The organism is Kiloniella majae, assembly GCF_002118315.1.
Lineage (GTDB): Bacteria > Pseudomonadota > Alphaproteobacteria > Kiloniellales > Kiloniellaceae > Kiloniella > Kiloniella majae.
Map to the genome: position 1 here is coordinate 1,055,265 of NZ_MTSZ01000001.1, position 19,346 is coordinate 1,074,610.

General features: G+C 47.5%; 17 protein-coding genes and 1 other RNA gene. 13 read left to right on the top strand and 5 right to left on the bottom strand.

Features of this window, described 5'->3' with window-relative positions; translation table 11 throughout:
* Positions 1-121: 121 nt before the first annotated feature.
* The 6 genes from BKB51_RS04975 to rnpB all read left to right on the top strand — a co-directional run bounded on the left by BKB51_RS04975 (position 122) and on the right by rnpB (position 6,327).
* Positions 122-847, top strand: coding sequence for a TerB family tellurite resistance protein (locus BKB51_RS04975; RefSeq protein ID WP_085899958.1), 726 nt, complete (start codon positions 122-124; stop codon positions 845-847).
* A 13-nt stretch (positions 848-860) separates the two neighbouring features.
* Complete coding sequence (locus tag BKB51_RS04980; protein ID WP_085899959.1) at positions 861-2,711, top strand: ABC-F family ATP-binding cassette domain-containing protein; 1,851 nt, start codon at positions 861-863, stop codon at positions 2,709-2,711.
* A gap of 60 nt (positions 2,712-2,771) precedes the next feature.
* The gene (locus BKB51_RS04985) at positions 2,772-3,878 is read left to right on the top strand and encodes an NAD(P)/FAD-dependent oxidoreductase (RefSeq protein WP_085899960.1); all 1,107 of its coding nucleotides are present in this window, start codon (positions 2,772-2,774) and stop codon (positions 3,876-3,878) included.
* 268 nt (positions 3,879-4,146) lie between these two features.
* Positions 4,147-5,157, top strand: a complete 1,011-nt coding sequence (gene gcvA, locus BKB51_RS04990; RefSeq protein ID WP_085899961.1) for a transcriptional regulator GcvA — start codon at positions 4,147-4,149, stop codon at positions 5,155-5,157.
* Complete coding sequence (locus tag BKB51_RS04995; protein WP_218043950.1) at positions 5,154-5,864, top strand: N-acetylmuramoyl-L-alanine amidase; 711 nt, start codon at positions 5,154-5,156, stop codon at positions 5,862-5,864. The genes gcvA and BKB51_RS04995 overlap by 4 nt, the downstream gene beginning before the upstream one ends.
* A 22-nt stretch (positions 5,865-5,886) precedes the next feature.
* Positions 5,887-6,327, top strand: an RNA gene (rnpB, locus tag BKB51_RS05000) — RNase P RNA component class A.
* Positions 6,328-6,340: 13 nt separating this feature from the next.
* On the opposite strand, the gene BKB51_RS05005 is transcribed toward rnpB, so the two are convergent.
* From BKB51_RS05005 to BKB51_RS05025, 5 genes are all read right to left on the bottom strand, one after another.
* On the bottom strand, positions 6,341-7,993 hold the full coding sequence (locus BKB51_RS05005) for an acyl-CoA synthetase (protein WP_198946634.1): 1,653 nt from the start codon (positions 7,991-7,993) through the stop codon (positions 6,341-6,343).
* A gap of 7 nt (positions 7,994-8,000) precedes the next feature.
* Positions 8,001-8,813 carry an enoyl-CoA hydratase gene (locus BKB51_RS05010; RefSeq protein ID WP_198946635.1) on the bottom strand — a complete coding sequence of 271 codons (813 nt, stop codon included), beginning with the start codon at positions 8,811-8,813 and terminating at the stop codon, positions 8,001-8,003.
* A 12-nt stretch (positions 8,814-8,825) separates the two neighbouring features.
* Entirely contained in the window at positions 8,826-9,281 is a 456-nt protein-coding gene (locus BKB51_RS05015) for an OsmC family protein (RefSeq protein ID WP_085899963.1), read from the bottom strand.
* A gap of 44 nt (positions 9,282-9,325) precedes the next feature.
* Positions 9,326-10,471, bottom strand: coding sequence for a glycine cleavage T C-terminal barrel domain-containing protein (locus BKB51_RS05020; protein ID WP_085899964.1), 1,146 nt, complete (start codon positions 10,469-10,471; stop codon positions 9,326-9,328).
* Between the two features lie 206 nt (positions 10,472-10,677).
* Positions 10,678-11,169, bottom strand: a complete 492-nt coding sequence (locus BKB51_RS05025) for an Lrp/AsnC family transcriptional regulator (protein ID WP_085899965.1) — start codon at positions 11,167-11,169, stop codon at positions 10,678-10,680.
* 516 nt (positions 11,170-11,685) lie between these two features.
* Here BKB51_RS05025 and BKB51_RS05030 point away from each other — a divergent pair.
* The 7 genes from BKB51_RS05030 to mraY are packed head-to-tail and all read left to right on the top strand — an operon-like array spanning position 11,686 to position 19,345.
* Positions 11,686-12,153, top strand: coding sequence for a division/cell wall cluster transcriptional repressor MraZ (locus BKB51_RS05030; protein ID WP_085900229.1), 468 nt, complete (start codon positions 11,686-11,688; stop codon positions 12,151-12,153).
* Positions 12,150-13,226, top strand: a complete 1,077-nt coding sequence (gene rsmH, locus BKB51_RS05035; protein WP_085899966.1) for a 16S rRNA (cytosine(1402)-N(4))-methyltransferase RsmH — start codon at positions 12,150-12,152, stop codon at positions 13,224-13,226. Before BKB51_RS05030 ends, rsmH begins: the two co-directional genes overlap by 4 nt.
* Complete coding sequence (gene ftsL, locus BKB51_RS05040; RefSeq protein ID WP_085899967.1) at positions 13,223-13,573, top strand: cell division protein FtsL; 351 nt, start codon at positions 13,223-13,225, stop codon at positions 13,571-13,573. The genes rsmH and ftsL overlap by 4 nt, the downstream gene beginning before the upstream one ends.
* Entirely contained in the window at positions 13,570-15,336 is a 1,767-nt protein-coding gene (locus tag BKB51_RS05045) for a peptidoglycan D,D-transpeptidase FtsI family protein (RefSeq protein WP_085899968.1), read from the top strand. The genes ftsL and BKB51_RS05045 overlap by 4 nt, the downstream gene beginning before the upstream one ends.
* Positions 15,323-16,843, top strand: coding sequence for a UDP-N-acetylmuramoyl-L-alanyl-D-glutamate--2,6-diaminopimelate ligase (locus BKB51_RS05050; protein ID WP_085899969.1), 1,521 nt, complete (start codon positions 15,323-15,325; stop codon positions 16,841-16,843). Before BKB51_RS05045 ends, BKB51_RS05050 begins: the two co-directional genes overlap by 14 nt.
* Positions 16,836-18,257: a UDP-N-acetylmuramoyl-tripeptide--D-alanyl-D-alanine ligase gene (locus tag BKB51_RS05055; protein WP_218043951.1), complete on the top strand. Its 1,422-nt coding sequence runs from the start codon at positions 16,836-16,838 to the stop codon at positions 18,255-18,257. Before BKB51_RS05050 ends, BKB51_RS05055 begins: the two co-directional genes overlap by 8 nt.
* Positions 18,257-19,345 carry a phospho-N-acetylmuramoyl-pentapeptide-transferase gene (gene mraY / locus BKB51_RS05060; protein WP_085899971.1) on the top strand — a complete coding sequence of 363 codons (1,089 nt, stop codon included), beginning with the start codon at positions 18,257-18,259 and terminating at the stop codon, positions 19,343-19,345. The genes BKB51_RS05055 and mraY overlap by 1 nt, the downstream gene beginning before the upstream one ends.
* Position 19,346: the final 1 nt, after the last annotated feature.

Here is a 19,346-nt window from a genome sequence, read left to right on the forward strand (position 1 = left end):
TCTCATGCAGTGGCAAGCTAGTGCAAAAGAGTTATATTGCAGCGCTTTCAGATGTCCTTTTGAATAAAGGATGAAGCCTCTAAGACAGACATTGGACAGACAAGGGCATAATAAACAGACAATGAGTATCTGGGGAAAAATCGTTGGAGGAGCCGCAGGCTTCGCACTTGGCGGACCGATTGGCGCTTTTCTTGGCGCTATGGCTGGGCATGCGGTTGATCGTATGCGCTCGGAAACCGAGGAAGAAGGCACTGACAGCACGAAACAGATTACCTTTACAATTGGTGTAATTGTCCTCGGCGCAAAAATGGCCAAGGCTGATGGCGTTGTCACCAAGGATGAAGTTGCCGCCTTTAAACAGGTTTTCCGCATTCCCCCGGAAGAAATGAAGAATGTGGGCCGCCTTTTTGATCGTGCAAGACAAGATGCGGAGGGCTTTGAGCCCTATGCGAACCAGATCGGACGAACCTTTAAGGATAATCCAGCTGTTTTGGAAGAACTTCTGAACGGCTTGTTCCACATTGCAAAAGCTGATGGCAACGTTTCCTCCGAAGAAGTTGTCTTTCTGCAACGTGTCGCAGAAATTTTTGGTTTTAGTGAAACCCAATGGGATCGTCTTCATGCATCAAATGTAGGGCCAGATAAATCTGATCCTTATAAAATTCTGGGCATTGCCCGCGAAAGCAGCGATCAAGAAATCAAAAGCGCACATCGCAAACTTGTTATCGAAAACCATCCTGACAAGCTGGTTGCACAAGGTATGCCGCAAGAATTTGTTGACCTTGCCAATGAAAAACTTGCCGCTATCAATGCTGCTTACGACCAAATCAAACAACTCAGAAGTTAAGAATTAAAACGAAATGGCGCCTCCTTCTCATCTTGTCGCTCTCAATAGCGCCGGATTGCGTTTTGGTACAAAAACGCTCTTTAATGATCTTACTTTCGGCTTGGCCCGCGGTGAAAAAGCCTGTCTGGTTGGCCGAAACGGAACTGGTAAATCCACCCTGTTGAAAATCATGTCTGGTCAGCAGGAACTGGACGAAGGACAACGCTTTCTTCAGCCCGGTATAACCGTTGCTTATTTGCCGCAAGATCCAGTTTTCAATCAGGATGAAACTGTCTTTGAACATGTAAAAGCTGGCCTACGTCCAGACGTAAGCGAAGCCGACTATTTGGTCGATGCCATGCTCAACCACGTCAAACTTCCCGGTGATAGGAAATTAACAGGACTATCCGGTGGCGAGGGTCGTCGCGCAGCATTGGCACGAGCCCTTATCAGTGACCCCGAAGTCCTCTTGATGGATGAGCCAACCAACCATCTGGACTTACCAACGATACAGTGGTTGGAAGAAGAACTTAAAAACTTCCGCGGCGCTCTGATGGTTATCAGCCATGACAGAGCCTTCCTCAACCACCTCACGCGTCAAACCTTTTGGTTAGATCGCGGGACCATTCATCGCCTTGGCAAAGGTTTCGAGCATTACGAAGCCTGGGCCGAAGAAATGCGCGAGAACGAGGCACAGGAATTCCACCGCCTTAAACGTAAAATTGTCCGCGAAGAGCATTGGCTACAACGTGGTGTAACCGGGCGACGGAAACGTAATATGGGCCGCCTGAGGAATTTACAGGATCTCAGGCAAAAACGTGCAGAGTGGATGAAAGGCCCGGGAACAGCCAAACTTCAAGTAGAAACCCTTGATACTGGCGGGGATAAAGTCATCACCGCAGAGAATATCAGCAAATCCTATCCTCTGGCAGATGGCGGAACCCGTGAAATCATCAAAGATTTCAGCACCAAGGTCAAACGCGGTGACCGTATTGGCATCGTTGGCCCCAATGGTGCCGGAAAGTCCACCCTTGTCAAAATGCTGGTTGAAAAGATTGAGCCGGATACGGGCAAGGTCGATCTGGGCACAAATCTGACCATGCTCTATTTTGATCAGAAGCGTGAAGATCTTGATCCAAACAGCACTCTTTGGGAAACCATGTCTCCCGGTGGTGGTGACTCCATCATGGTACGCGGACAACAAAAACATGTTGTCAGCTACCTGAAAGATTTCCTGTTCGACGACGGTCAGGTTCGCCAGCCCGTCTACACCCTTTCCGGTGGCGAAAAGAACCGCCTGTTACTTGCCCGTATGTTTGCTCAGGCAAGTAACTTGCTGATCCTTGATGAGCCTACCAACGATCTGGACATGGATACTCTTGACCTATTGGTTGAGGTGCTTGATGAATATGACGGCACGCTTTTACTCGTAAGCCACGACCGCGACTTTCTCGACCGATTGGCAACGGCTATTTATGCGGTTGAGGGCGATGGTACCGTTATCGAATATGCCGGTGGCTATAGCGATTATCGTACGCAAAAAGCGCTCAGCAATAATGCGACAGATGTATCAGGTATTACGCCTGAAAAATCCTCAGGAAAATCCAAAAAAGAAAATGCTCCCAGGGCAAAATCTTCTGCGAAACTTGGATACAAAGAACAACGAGAACTCGACTCTCTACCGGGTTTAATCGAAAAGCTAACCGAGCAATCTGAAAAGCTTCAGGCGGAAATGGCCGATCCGGAACTCTACAGTAAAAAACCGGAACGCTTTCAGGAAGCCAGCAAGCTTCTTGAAAAAGCACAAAGCGAACTTGAAGCATCTGAAGAACGCTGGTTGGAGTTAGAAGAAAAACAAGAGAATCTCAAAGCTGGAAAGCTGTAGAGAAATAATCTTTATCTAGGTTAAGATTGCCCATTACGAGTAAGGATTAAAACGCAAAGCATGGAACAGGTTGATTGTGTTGTCATAGGTGCTGGCGTTGTTGGTATGGCCTGCGCCAGAGCGTTGGCATTATCTGGACGTGATGTCATCGTCATTGAAAAAGAGTCCATGCCCGGGTCCGAAATCTCGGCTAGAAACAGTGGCGTTATTCACGCTGGTATTTACTATCCCCAAAATAGCCTGAAAGCCGAACTTTGCATCAAAGGCAAAGAGCTTCTCTACAGCTACTGCAATGATCATGCTGTACCCCATAAAAAGTGTGGAAAGCTTATAGTTGCGACAACTTCGGCAGAAGAAAAAACACTGGAAGACATAAAACAACGTGCAATAAAAAACGGCGTTGATGATTTACACTATCTTTCAGCTTCAGAAATAAAAGATCGCGAACCAGAACTCCATGCAACTAAAGCTCTGTTTTCACCATCCACCGGCATTGTTGACGTTCACAGCCTTATTCTGGCATTTCAGGGTGATCTGGAAAACAACGGGGGCATGATTGCCTTCAACACACCAGTAACTGGTGGCAAGGCCAGTGATCAAGGGATCATCCTTCATACGGGTGGCGAAAGTCCTATGACACTTCAAGCAAAAACTGTCATCAACGCAGGCGGCCTCCACGCACCGACACTGGCAGGAAAACTTACCCACTTTCCAAAAGAGTGTGTTCCTGATCTTTTTTATGCAAAAGGTAATTACTTTAGCCTTAGCGGCAAAGCACCTTTTTCAAACCTGATATATCCCGTTCCCGAGGCAGCCGGCCTGGGTGTTCATGTTACTCTGGACATGGAAGGTCAAATCAGATTTGGCCCGGATGTGGAATGGGTTGAAACCCTCGACTATGAAGTATCACCAGACAGATCCAGGCCTTTTTACGATGCTATCCGACGTTATTGGCCCGCCCTGAAAGATGGTGCGTTAACACCCGACTACTCAGGTATTCGCCCAAAGCTACAGGCACCAGGCAAACCTGCTGTCGATTTTGTCATTCAGGATAAAACCAATCACGGCATTCACGGTTTAATAAACCTCTTTGGGATTGAATCTCCGGGACTGACTGCTTCTATGGCAATCGCTGAAAAGGTTCTGGCGCTCAGCAGCCAAGGGTAGGATATCGAGCCTGGTATCCAAAAAGACTGGTCTGGTAAGAAAGTCCCTGCAGTCTTTTTCAACACCGAAACAAAAATTACCTAAATCATAGGACTTGCTTTCACCCGAAGAGAAACGCTGTAAAAACTGAGATATCAATCGATTTTTTCTCATAACAGCAAAGCTCCGTGATAAACAAAAATTTGAATTTCTAATTATGATCAATAGTTAAGATCACAGGGGATTGTTATTCAAACTGGAATTTGTCATACTTGAATGAGATTTTCTCATGGATCAAAGAATGCGTCGACAACTCCCACCTCTTAATGCGCTCAAAGCTTTCGAAGCAGCTGCCAGAAGGCTAAGTTTTACCGATGCAGCGGACGAATTGAATGTCACACAGGGTGCAATTAGTCGCCAAATAAAAACACTGGAAGTTTATTATCAGATCCAACTTTTTGAACGGGAACACCGCGGCTTAAGCCTTACTGAAAACGGACAGAAACTCCTCCCCGTTTTAAGCGATGTTTTTGATCGTGTGCATGAAGTATCCGAAGAGCTCACCGGGACATCCGAAGAACTAACCATCAAAGTTTTCCCTTCTTTTGCAGTAAGATGGCTCATCCCCCGATTATCAGAGTTCCAACAGCTTGAACCAGACATTAATATCAGGCTCACGACAGCATGGTTTCCCGTCGATTTTGATAGAGAAAATTTCGACGCAGGGATACTCCATAGCCATTGTATGCAGTCCGGACTGCACGATACTGTCGTTACAAATGAATGGATGACGCCTGTTTGCGCGCCCTCCACATTGCAAAAGCTCTCAAATCCACAAGACCCGAATTCACTCAGCGAAGTTATGCTTTTACATTGCGGCAGTTCTCATAAAGACGGAAGCCAGCTAACCTCCCAAAGTAAATACAGAGAATGGGCACAGTGGTGCAACGAGGCTAAAACGACATCCCTGGACCCAAACCACGGGGAAGCTTTTGATACGACCGACAGCGCTCTTCAGGCCGCAGCAATGGGATATGGGGTTGCCCTTGGGGATCTTATGATGATCGAAGATGATTTGGCATCAGGTCGGCTCGTCATGCCTTTTCCTCATCTCGTATCCCTTATAGGGCGTTATCATATCGTCAGCCCCAAAAACAAAGCAAACAGACCTGCCCTGCGAAAATTCAGGCAATGGCTCCTCTCCGTCAACGAGGATATCGTCGCCCGCAACCCAATCCTCAAAAAACTTGAAGCACAAACATCAAAAAAACTGGTCCCCTTACCGGAAAGAGACATATGAAACTCAATCATACTTTCCAATCTCCGAACTTTGGTCCTCGTCTAGAGGGTTCAGATATCAATATGCTTTTGCTGCATTACACCGGGATGCAGACAGGCAAAGAGGCACTTGAACGCCTGTGCGATAGCGCAGCACAGGTAAGTGCCCATTATTTGGTAGAGGAAAATGGAGAGGTCTTTCAGCTCGTCCCTGAAGAACTACGTGCCTGGCATGCCGGACTTGCATACTGGGGTGGACAAACAGATATCAATAGCTGCTCTATAGGCGTAGAAATTGTTAACCCCGGCCATGAATGGGGATACAGAGCTTTTCCTGCCGCACAAATGGAAGCCGTTACCGTCCTCTGTAAGCAGATTCTGAAACACCATCCTATTCCTGCATCCAGAGTATTAGCTCACTCAGACGTGGCCCCGGAACGTAAAGAAGATCCCGGCGAATTGTTTGACTGGGCCTTTCTTGCTAAACAAGGCATTGGTGCTTTCCCAGTTAAAACAACACAGAATAACAGCATTTCAGAAGATAACTTCGTTTTAAAACTAGGCGAATATGGCTACCCGGTGGACATGGATAGTCCAACGGGATCAGCGACAAAAGCGGCCATAATCGCCTTTCAAAGACATTTTCGTCCGAGCAAATTAAACGGACAAATCGACAAGGAATGCTGCCAAATTCTTGCGGATCTATATTCACAGCTTGACGACGACTGAGAAGCCGCCTAACTGTAGCGCGTCAGACGGTCCGACAGGCTGCTCTTTCTGGCAGGCCTTGCCTGAACCGGAAAGGGAGGAAAGTCCGGGCTCCACGGGAATACGGTGCCGGGTAACGCCCGGCGGGGGCGACCCTAGGGAAAGTGCCACAGAAAGCAAACCACCTGTAGGCCGCATTCCTTTATGGATTGTGACAAGCAGGTAAGGGTGAAAGGGTGTGGTAAGAGCACACCGCGCGGCCAGAAATGGAAGCGGCATGGTAAACCCCACCGGGAGCAAAACTAAATAGGGTCGGCAGGTTCACAAAACTTCGTTTTGAGGAATCAGGTGTTTTTCCGCATCGTCGACCGGGTCAGTTGCGAGAGGTGCTCAGCAATGAGCATCCCAGATGAATAGCCTTCCGTTGTCACAGGCTTCGGCTTTGTAGCAAGCGACAAAACCCGGCTTATGACCGTCTGACATTTATCACTTCAACCTTAGGACTTATCGGCTAAGTCAGCAGCTTGCTCTCTTAAGACGAACTTTTGTATTTTGCCCGTAGATGTTCTGGGAATGGATGTGAAAACAAACTTTTTGGGAATCTTGTAAGAAGCCAGATGCTCTCGACACCAATCATTTAGCTCCTCAGAACAAGCATCTTGATCAGACGCCAATTCGACAAAGGCACAGGGTGTTTCTCCCCATTTTTCGTGTGGCATAGCTACGACGGCGACGACAGCAACTGCGGGATGTCGATAAAGGATTTCCTCAATTTCAATGGACGAAATATTTTCTCCCCCGGAGATAATAATATCCTTTGATCTGTCCTTGAGCTCTATATATCCATCTGGATGCATCACCCCGAGATCACCAGAGTGAAACCACCCCCCCTCGAAGGCCTCTTTTGTTGCCTTATGATTACGAAAATAGCCCTTCATGACAACATTACCCCGGAACATAACCTCTCCCAATGTTTCCCCGTCACGAGGCACCGGGATCATCGTTTCCGGGTCAATGACGTCCAGCCCCTCCAACGGTAAGTAACGCACCCCTTGTCGTGCCTTAAGACCGGCCTGTTCCATTGATGAAAGATCTGACCATTCTTGGTGCCAGTCGTTAACCACGGCTGGTCCATAGGTTTCTGTAAGACCGTATAAATGCGTAACATCAAATCCGCCAGACTTCATGTCCGCCAACAATTTTTGTGGCGGTGGGGACGCCGCAGTCAAGAACTGTACTGTATGGCTCAAATCTCGCTTGATCGTATCTGAGGCAGAAATCATCAGCGACATAACAATCGGCGCTCCACAGAGGTGCGTCACACCATGATCAGCCAGTGAATTCCAGATTGGTTCAGCACGTACCTGTCTCAAGCAGACATGTGTCCCTATCACAGCAGAAAGTGTCCAGGGGAAACACCAGCCATTACAGTGAAACATTGGTAACGTCCAAAGATACACAGAATGTTTGGCCATAGAGGTTGTCAGTGCATTTCCCTGCGCCAGCAGATATGCCCCTCGGTGATGAGACACAACCCCCTTGGGATCACCTGTCGTCCCAGAAGTGTAGTTGATAGAAATTGCATCCCATTCGTCCTCTGGCATCATCCAGTCAAAATTTGGGTTACCCTGTGCCAAGACCTCTTCGTAATCCAGAGCATCAACACTGGTCATTGGCTCGGAATATTCTGGGTCATCATATTGAATAAGGAGCGGCGTAACTGTTGCCAAGGTTAGAGCTTGCTCCGCCAATGGCATGAACTCACGATCAACAATAAGTATTTTAGCGCCAGCATGATCCAACTGGAATGCGATGACAGTTGCGTCCAGCCTCGTATTTATTGAATGCAGAACAGCCCCGCACATCGGCACACCATAGTGGCATTCCAGCATCGCAGGTGTATTGGCAAGAAGAGCGGAAACCGTATCTCCACGGCCAATACCTTGTAACGACAAGGCAGACGCCAGCTGCCGCGAGCGTGCGTAAAAGTCCGCATAGTTACGATGCAACTTGCCATGAACAATCGCAGTATGGTTAGGGAAAACACTCGCCGCACGCTCAAGAAAGGTCAATGGCGTCAAGGATTGATAATTGGCCGGGTTACGATCAAGGCCTGTGTTATAAGGATTACTCATCTCCAACTTACTCATTTCGGACCTATTTATCTCGCCATTGTGGTGTTCGCTTTTCAACAAAAGCGCCGATGCCTTCCTCCGCATCAAACGCCAGCATGTTTTCAACCATCACATTCGATGCATATTCATAAGCTTGTGGCAGGCTCATTTCGCGCTGTTCGTAAAAAGCACGTTTCCCAGTCGCAAGAGTTAAACTGGATTTTGATGCAATCTTGTGAGCGAGACCAAGCACTGTCTCGTTTAATTCCTCGGGGCGCGCGACCCGATTAACCAAACCAATTTCAGCAGCCCGTGCTGCAGAAATCATATCCCCGGTCAAAAGCATTTCCATTGCATGCTTGTTTGAGACATTACGCGACAAGGCAACCATAGGCGTAGAACAAAAAAGTCCGATATGAACACCCGGCGTGCTGAATTGCGCTGTTTCAGATGCAATGGCGAGATCACAGCTTGCCACCAACTGGCACCCTGCCGCAGTCGCAATGCCGGAAATTTTCGCAATAACCGGCTTTGAGCAAGCGACTATTCCCTGCATTACCTCGGAACATAACGCCAGTATTTTTGCAAAGTAAGCCCGACCACGATCATCATGCTCTCGCGCCGCCGTCATTTCTTTGAGATTGTGTCCAGAGCTGAATACAGGCCCTTTCGCAGCAAGAACGATGACACGCACAGATGCGTCAACAGCAGCCGCAGAAAATGCATCTTTTAACTTGCGCAACATTTCTTCTGAAAGGGCATTACGCCGCTTGTCATCGTTCAATGTAAGGCGTAATACGCCCGCTGCATCTTTCTCACTGAGTAAAATATCCTGATCAGGTCCAGTCTCTGGCACAGCCCCTACTCCCTAAGTTCCGCAAATATTAATTTCAACGCTATCAGCTAATGTATTCGCAATAAAACAATAACGATGCGCGCGATGCTGCATCTTATCCAGCTCTTCTGATGTAATCGTAAAATCATTATCAAACTCGACAACAGGATGCAGATCAATTTTCACAACAGACATTTGCCCTTTAGAGTTCTTGCCCAAAAAAGCAACGGCACGATCTTTAAAGCCAGCGACCGGCCAGCCAGCTTTGGCTGCCAACGCAAGAAAGGTCATCATGTGGCAGCTTGATAAAGCAGCCCCCAATGCCTGTTCAGGATTTGTATTGTCCTCATCACCGCCCCAATCGGGGGCAGCATCAACTTTCACTTCATAATTATCATTGTAACGAACAGTGTGTGCGTTGGAATATTTACCCGGACGCAACTCAGCTTCAGAACGTTGCCAGGTTAGCTCAATTGAAAGTTCAGACATAATCTTTAGACCATTATTTGTGGTTCAGAGTATTTAATGTGAAATCAGGCCGCGACAGCGATCATCTTCTTCGGGTCAAAGAAAGGCTTTTCGACAACTCTAGCCTGTAAGATCCCGGACGGCATTTCAATATCAAAAACAGTTCCAACTTCACTTACATCCTCAGAGACCATTGCCAAGGCAATGTTTTGATTTAGACGGGGCGAGTAAATAGCCGAGGTAACCTTACCAACGATCCCATCACCCTTTTTCACTTTCCAGAATGTTGTATTAGACCCTTTAAGAGCTGGACCATTAATAACAAGCCCAATCTGTTTACGGGCAACACCCTTTTGACAAATCTTCCTTAAAGCATCCTTGCCAATGAAGTCGGCATCCATCTCCAAATCAACCAAGCGATCTAATCCCAATTCGTAAGGGTTGGTCATGATATCCATATCAGCATGATAAGACAGCATTCCACCCTCTATCCGACGGATTGAAGAGGTATGTCCCGGCTCAAGTCCAAAAGGTACGCCAGCCTTCATAATCTTTTCCCACAGCACATCCCCCTGCGCACTATCACGAAGATATAACTCATACCCGAGTTCACTAGACCAACCAGTCCGTGAAACAATCAATGGGATGCCATCAAGATTAACTTCGCGCAGCCAGTAGTAACGCAAATCCATAATGCTTTCGCCAAACAGCGCCTGCATGATTTCTCCAGATTTTGGCCCCTGTAATTGAAGAGGAGAAACATCCGGCTCACCAATAGTCACATCCAGACCAGAATGAACTGCAACGCCCTGCGCCCATAACAGGACGTCACTATCAGCCAACGATATCCAATAATGATTTTCGCCTAGGCGCAGCAGAATAGGATCATTAAGAACCCCGCCATCAGCATTGGTAATCAAAATGTATTTGCACTGCCCGACAGCAAGGCTTGATAAATTACGCGGCGTTAATAACTGAACAAACTTGCTGGCATCCGGCCCTGTAATTTCGACCTGACGCTCAACAGCAACATCACATAGAATAGCATTGTTCACCAGATTCCAGAAGTTCTGTTCCGGATCACCAAAATCGCGGGGGATATACATGTGATTATATACTGAAAACGCTTTTGCCCCCCAGCGAACAGTTGCATCAAAATAAGGGGATTTACGAATTTGTGTACCAAAACCAAAGTCATCGGTGTTCGTCATGCTACTTGCCTCTAATAGGGCAGCTTTTGACGGCTGCCGCGTGCTGATTGAATTCATCAGACGCTAACAGCCATTACAGAGAAATACGGGCTAAATTTTCCTGTCAAAAAGTCCAAACAGACCAATATACTTGTTGATAAAATCCATTTGGTCTCTTGCAATCTTCATCGGACTATATCAGGCGATTTTCGCACATTATAGTTGCCTCAGTTTTTCTGAACCGGAAGTAATCGAGTAAGATTTGGAGAAATAGATTTCACCTCTCTGGTGACAATGTAGGTCATGTAACGATCAATCCCCAATTCAGCAGAAAGCATGGCATCCATCATTTCTTGAAAAGAAGAGAGATCCTTAGAAACAATCTTCATCACATAATCGGTACCGCCACCCGTCGCGATGCATTCAATAACGTCATCCTCCCCATCTATATACGTTTCAAAACGTTTAAAGTCCTGCTTACGATGATTTGCTAACGAGATCGTCACAATGACTTTTGATAGGTTTACAACGTAGTCCAGTGCGATATTTGCAGAATATCCCCTGATCAGCCCTGCCTTTTTCAACCTTCCTAAACGCACCCAGCAAGGTGTTGGAGAAAGATTCACAATCTCGGCAAGTCTGGATTTACTAAGCTGGCCATTTTGTTGCACGGCGGCAAGAATACGAATATCAGCAGTATCCAGAACAATCTTACTCATTTGTTACCACCTTCTATTCAATTCCCGAGCTGAAAAACACTCAATATTCAATTGCAGATAAAACCTGCCTATAGATAACCAGAGAAAACAAATAAATCATTCCTGATCGCGACAAGAATACGAATGAATCGATCCGGGTTTATTAAAAATAATTCAAAACATCTCTCATCGAAATCAATACATCTAACATCCCGGGAAATCTTTAATGCCTCATTCATTCTTCATCATTCCCAACGCAATCTAAATTTACCAATAAAATCAATCCAAAACCTCATTTTTCATCCAGAGTATTTATCAAAAATTTATCATAAAAAATAAGCAATTAACTATGTTTTAACCATACCTTGACACAGCCTGAAATCGTTGACACCCATTCAATCCCATGATATCCCATAATATCCCATTTGAGATCAGAAACGACCCATTTCAGACCAAATCGGGAACAGGGCGAGATAGGAACGCAGGGGTGTGTTCTTAAAAGACCAATATCGGTCAATTCATTTTGAGGCGAAATCAGTGACCTTTTTTATAGGTACATTTGAAAACAAGGTAGATAAGAAGGGCCGCGTGTCGGTTCCGGCTACCTTTCGCCAAATGCTCGCCGACCAACCCTTTCAGGGAATAGTCATTTTCCGGTCATACCGTGCTGATGCCCTAGAAGCAGCCGGGATGGATTTCATGCGTCGCCTCCACAAAAGCATGAGCTCAAACCTCGACCTTTTCTCTGATGAGCATGATGATCTTGCCACAGCTATCCTTGCAGACTCTCACCAACTTTCTTTTGATGGTGACGGACGTATCCTCTTGCCCCCGGCACTGATCGCACACGCCCAAATCGATGATCGTGCAGCTTTTGTCGGCAAAGGAGATCTGTTTCAGGTCTGGAATCCTGCAACTCTGGAAGAGAAAAAGCAGGAAGCCAGAGATCGTGCCAAAGCCAAAAAGCTGACAATTACACTGGATAGAGAAGGAGAAAACGAATGACCTCTCCTCGTTCTCTATTCGCTATTCCTCGACCTGTTTTTAGCTCTCATGACCAGACATCGGAGTCATCTGATTCAAACCTGAATGCTCAGCAAGACGGCCACTACTCTGTCATGCTGTCGGAAATCATTGCTGCCTTGGCCCCGCAGGACAACGAAACCTTTGTTGATGGTACTTTTGGTGCTGGTGGCTACAGTCGAGCTATTGCACAACAGGCTGACTGCAAAGTGTTTGGCATTGATCGGGACCCAACGGCACATGAAAGTGCAAAAAAATTACCTGAAGTGATTTCAGGTAAAATTTCAACACTTTCCGGCTGCTTTGGTGATATGCAAGCGCTGTTGAAACAGGTCGATATCGACAAGGTTAATGGGATTACCCTGGATCTCGGTGTTTCTTCAATGCAGTTAGATCAAGCAGAGCGCGGTTTTTCTTTTCAGGAAGACGGTCCGCTTGATATGCGCATGGACGGCCCTAATTCTGATCAACGTCCGCCAGCGTCTCATATCGTAAATACATACGGCGAAAAAGAGATTGCGGACATTCTGTATAAATACGGGGAAGAGAAAAAATCACGCCTGATTGCACGTGCGATTGTGACCGATCGGGTTGAAAAACCCTTTGAAACCACCTTGCAGCTTGCAGAACTCATTCGCCGCATCATCAGGCAAAAGCCCAGAAAAGATGGTAAAACAATCCATCCCGCCACCCGCTCTTTTCAGGCCTTACGTATTTTTGTGAATGACGAACTGGGCGAACTGGAACGCGGTTTGGAAGCCGCAGAACAGCTTCTTGCTCCCGGTGGACGTCTGGCAATCGTTTCCTTCCACTCTTTGGAAGACCGTATCGTTAAAAACTTTTTACGCGAACGCAGTGGGGGGACGCCGCAGGGCTCCCGTCATTCTCCGACGGTCGAGCCCGCGGCTCTGCGTAAAGCACCGTTCTCTCTACCGGCAAAAAAGGCTATTGCCCCAAGCGAGAAAGAATGTAGCGAAAACCCTCGTTCCCGTTCGGCAAGGCTACGGGTGGCGATCCGCACAGATGCTCCTTGCACAAAAGGAGCAGCCACATGAAGAATCTCGGACTCACAATCTGGATCGTTGTTGGCGCTGCCTGCGCAATTGTTCTCTTCCAAATCAAAGAAGAAGTGAATGCGCTCGAAGGGCAATTGGCTCAGGTAGAATCACAGATCAAACACGACAAGGAAGCTATTCGTATCCTACAGGCGGAATGGAGTTATCTTAACCGCCCAGAGCGTTTAGCACGCTTGTCTTCTCAATATCTGGAACTAAAGCCACTGGATCCGGCACAAGTAATCACGCTATCCGATCTTCCCTATAAAGATCAGGAAGAAACACCAGGTACCAGCATCAAATTACCAGGGTCAGCAACCCCTGCCAGCGCAGAGGTGACAGAATGAGTGATTGGCGTGATGACAACAAACAGGGCCGTTTAACAAATCTGAACAACCCTAAAACGCCCAAATCAGTAATCACTCTGGACGGACGGTTGCGGCAAGCACTTGAGATTGGCCGAACGAGGTTGATTGTTTCCGGTGCGTTGATGGCAATGGCCTTTATGGTCATCTCTATTCGCTTGGTTGACCTGACTCTTTTACAAGGCCCTAAAGCAAGCAATAAAACGGTACAGGAAATTGATGAAGCCCCACCGGTCCAGACAACCCGTGCAGATATTGTCGATCGCAACGGTATTGTCCTAGCCACAACGCTTCCAACCGCATCGCTTTACGCCGAGCCGAGAAAAATTCCAAATCCGGAAGTCGCGACCAGAGTTCTGGCGGATATTTTGCCTGAACTTTCTCAGGACAAGCTCCTAAAGAAGCTCTCCTCTGACCGTGGTTTTATCTGGATCAAACGAAATCTGACACCGCGCCAGCAATATGCAATTAACAACCTGGGTATTCCCGGACTGGAATTCGAGCAGGAACAACGTCGTTTTTATCCTCACGGAAACCTTGGTGCCCACGTTATCGGATTTACAAACGTTGATAACAAAGGCCTTGCCGGAATAGAGCGCTCTTTTGACCGGGTACTACGTGAAAACCCCGAGCCAATTCAGTTAAGTCTGGACCTCCGCGTCCAACACATCTTACGGGAAGAAATGGCGCGTTCGATGAAAGAGTTCAGTGCCATCGGTGCCGCAGGCATTGTCATGGACGTGAACTCAGGCGAGATCATTTCTTCAGTTTCACTCCCCAGTTTCGACCCAAGCAATCCGGGAACAGCGTCAGATGATGCACGTTTCAATCGTGCAACGCTCGGTATCTATGAAATGGGGTCAACCTTCAAGCTGCTAACGTCATCCATGGCGCTTGATGAAGGTGTGGCTTCTGTTTACGACGGTTATGATGTCAGTAAACCTATTCGTGTATCTCGCTTTACCATCAATGATTACAAGCCGTTAAAGCGCTGGTTATCTGTTCCGGAAATCCTTATTTATTCCAGCAACATCGGCACAGTTCAGATGGCGATGGAAGTTGGCACAGAAGCACAACGTAAATATCTGTCCAACTTCGGTCTGTTACGCCCGGCATCTGTTGAGATCAGCGAAGTCGGTACGCCACTTGTTCCGTCACCATGGCGTGAAATCAATACCATGACTATCTCTTATGGCCACGGTATTGCCGTCAGCCCATTACAGTTGAGCTCTGCCATCTCAAGTCTGGTTAACGGCGGCACATTAAAGCCAGCCACTTTTATTAAACGCGCCAAGGATGATGTACCTCTCGGACGCCGCATTTTAAGCGAAAAAACGTCAGATTATATGCGTGATTTAATGAGGCTTGTTGTTTTGCACGGTTCAGGTAAAAACGCCAACGCCAAGGGATATCTCGTCGGCGGAAAGACAGGTACGGCAGACAAATTAAGAGGCGGGCGATATGTGAAAAATTCACGCGTTTCCTCCTTTGTTGCGGCCTTCCCGATGAACAATCCGCGCTATGTAGTTTATGTCATGGTGGATGAACCCAAAGGCACTAAGAAAACATATGGATTTGCAACGGGTGGCTGGGTCGCAGCCCCCGTGGTCAAACGTGTTGTCGAACGAATGGCGCCTCTAATGGGCATTGAACCCGCCTATATTGAAGATGCAGATACTGTTGGAAATACAATTTTGAAAAAGGCAAAGGCCCGCATGGAAGGACGTAAGGTTGCGGCTAGATAAACTGTTGTCAAAAATACCCGAAGAACTTCGCCCCTCAAGCAGTGATGACAACAGGGAAATAAAAGAACTGTCTCTTGATAGCAGAAAAGTAAAAACAGGTTACCTTTTTGCTGCTCTGCCTTCAGCGGTTGAAGGCGGCCCCGACGGCTTTAGCTTTATCCCTCAGGCCTTAGCTTCCGGCGCAACTGCTATTCTTGTTCCATCCAACAAAGACACCTCTTCGTTCGAAGCTAAAGTGGCTGTTCTGAAAAGCGACAACCCGCGGCAGACGATATCATTGCTGGCCGCGGCGTTTAGCGAGAAACAACCGGAAACGCTGGTGGCTATCACAGGCACCAATGGCAAGACATCAATTGCGACTTTCACACGACAAATTTGGGAAGCTCTTGGACATAAAGCAGCCAGCCTCGGAACGCTTGGTATCTACCCCCCTATTCCAAACGCACCCGCTGCCTTAACAACACCAGACTCTATTGGGCTTTTTAATAGCCTCAAAGACCTGAGCGATCTTGGCTATAGCCATCTGGCCCTTGAAGCATCCAGCCACGGGCTAGATCAATATCGCCTTGATGGCCTGCGCCTTAAAGCAGCAGCTTTTAGCAACCTTTCACAGGACCATCTGGACTACCACCCAGATATGGCCAGCTATCTAGACGCCAAACTAAGGTTGTTCCGTAACTTGTTACCTAAGGGCGCAACCGCTGTTCTCAATGCCGATATGCCAGAATATGAGAAAACTGCTAAAATTTGCGCTGAGAAAAACCACCATATTATCAGCTATGGTCACAGCCCCAGCGACCTGCAAATCATCGAACAAAGTCCAACAACAGACGGGCAGGATCTGACTTTATCGCTCTTCGGAGAAACTCATAAGGTGACGCTTCCTTTGACGGGCAGTTTCCAAGCTTCCAATATTATGGCCGCAGTTGGCCTTGTCCTTGCCTGCGGCGCAGATCTTAAGGAAATCCTGGATACCCTGCCTACGCTGAATGGCGTTCCCGGACGCGCTGAGAAAATAGGTAAAACAGCCAAAGGAGGTACGGTCTATGTTGATTTTGCCCATACTCCCGATGCTGTAGAAACCATCATTCAGGCTCTGCGTCCGCACACACCCGGCAAACTATCTATTATTGTTGGCTGTGGCGGTGATCGCGATCCGGGGAAACGCCCCTTGATGGGCGGTATTGCTGATAAGCTGGCCGATCAAGCCTACATTACAGACGATAACCCCAGAACAGAAAATCCTGCGACTATCCGCGCGCAGGCGATGGCTGCAGCGCCAAATGCCATTGAGATTGATGATCGACGCAAAGCCATTTTCAGAGCTGTTTCAGACCTTAATGACGGAGATCTCCTTATTATTGCCGGAAAGGGTCATGAAAGCGGCCAAATTGTCGGCGATAAAGTCCTTCCCTTTGATGATCGAATTGTTGCCAAAGAGGCAATAGATCACACGCTAGAAACCCGGAATACAGCCCAGGATACAGGAGGTCCAGATCATGCGTGAAGTATTATGGACAGCCGCAGAAGCAGCAAGTGCGACGGGTGGCGAGAACACACATGACTGGCAAGCTACCGGCCTGTCTCTGAACACGCGTAGCCTGGAAAAGGGTGACTTGTTTTTTGCTCTGCAAGGTCCAAACTTTGATGGTCATGATTATGTTGCCAAAGCCTTTGAAGAAGGTGCATCCGCAGCAGTTGTACAACGTCGGCCAGAACGCCTGTCTGATGACGCACCCCTACTTATCGTCGATGATACACTCGGTGCCCTCAACAGATTTGGAGCCGCAGCCCGTGCTAATAGCTCAGCTAAATTCATCGGTGTAACAGGCTCAGTCGGAAAGACTACGATCAAGGAAATCCTACGGCATTGTCTAAGCCAGCAAGCAGAAACAGCCGCCAGTGCCGCAAGCTTTAACAATCACTGGGGTGTTCCGCTCAGCCTGGCCCGAATGCAGCGAAATGCTGTCTATGCCGTTAACGAAATGGGCATGAACAGCACTGGTGAAATTCGTGAACTGACCAAGTTGGTCCGCCCTGACGTTGCTATTATCAGTACTATCGAAGCAGCACACTTTGAGTTCTTTAAATCTCTTGAAGAAATTGCCGAAGCAAAGTGTGAGATATTCGAAGCAATGTCTGCTGATGGTGTCGCAATATTAAATCGTGATCATCCGCTTTTTGATCTCATGGCCGAACGAGCAAACACAAACGGCGTAACAAACATTGTCAGTTTTGGGGAACATCCCAAAGCACAGGCAAGGCTGATCGGATATGAGCTTTTTGCAGAATATAGCCGAGTTGAAGCTGACATCTGCGGAAAGATTATCGATTACACGATTTCCAATCCTGGCTTTCACTGGATTTTAAACAGTCTGGCGGCCTTAGCTGCGGTTGATGCTGTTGGTGCAGGTGTTGAGAAAGCAGCCGCAGATTTAAGTACAGTTCATGGTCTTCCCGGACGCGGAGAAAAATCTGTTCAGCAGCTCGCAAATGGAAAACATTTCGAGCTTATCGACGACAGCTATAATGCAAACCCTGCATCAGTCCGGGCCAGTATAAACGTTCTCGCAAATGCCGTTCCTGATAATGCGGGGCGCAGAATAGCTGTTCTGGGCGACATGTTAGAGCTGGGTAAAAAGGCAAAAAAAATACACGCAGATCTCGCCGGTCCGCTTAATGATTCCGGCATAGATCTCGTATTTACTTGCGGACAGCACATGAAAGCCTTACACGAGGCATTGCCCGCGAACTTACGCGGTGTTCACACAAAAAATTCACAAGAATTAGCCGTCGTTCTGGCCACGGAACTTCAGGCCGATGACGTTGTATCAGTCAAAGGATCATTGGGAAGTAAGATGTCCGTGATTATAGAAACTCTGAAGTCTCTATCTGCACAAAATGATGGAGGAGAAGAGTAATGTTGTATGAAATATTCTTTCCACTGGCTGATGACTATTCGCTGTTCAATGTTTTCCGCTACATTACCTTTAGAAGCGGTGGTGCGGTTCTGACCGCTCTTCTCATCTCCTTTATTTTTGGCCCCAGGATAATTCGCTGGCTGAAGAACAAACAAGGTGAAGGCCAGCCGATCCGTGACGATGGCCCGGAAAGCCACCTCTTGACCAAAAAAGGAACCCCGACTATGGGGGGGGCACTCATACTGCTCGCCCTGTCGGTTTCCACCCTACTTTGGGCTAATCTGAGCAATCCTTTTATATGGATTATTCTGCTTGTAACCATTGGCTTTGGTCTTATTGGTTTTGGTGATGATTACCTCAAGCTGACCCAGCGCAATACCAAGGGCCTGCCCGGTAAAGCCAAACTACTCGCTCAAGTTCTGATCTCTGTTCTTGCTGCAACGGGTACAATGGCTGTCAGTCCTCCAGAAATGGGAACTCATCTGGCAATCCCTTTCTTCAAAGAGCTTATGCTGAACCTTGGCCTTTTCTACGTGCCTTTTGCTGTTTTTGTGATGGTCGGCGCATCAAATGCCGTAAATCTGACAGATGGACTTGATGGACTGGCAACTGTTCCTGTGATGATCGCGGGTGCCTGCTTTGGCCTGATCTCGTATCTTGTCGGTAACACCATCTTTGCTGAGTATCTACAGATTTCCTATGTACCCGGCACAGGCGAACTAACAGTTTTCTGTGGTGCTCTTGTTGGTGCGTGTCTTGGCTTCCTATGGTTCAATGCACCACCAGCCATGGTCTTTATGGGTGATACCGGTTCTCTAAGCATGGGAGGTGCTCTCGGAACTATTGCTGTTATCACCAAGCATGAAATCGTTTTATCAATAATCGGTGGTCTTTTTGTCCTTGAGACAGTTTCCGTAATCGTACAGGTCGCCTCGTTCAAAACGACGGGAAAACGTGTTTTCCGAATGGCCCCCTTGCACCATCATTTTGAAAAAAAGGGCTGGGCAGAACCAACAGTGGTTATTCGCTTTTGGATTATTTCCATGATCCTTGCCCTCATCGGCCTCGCCACACTGAAACTCAGATAAG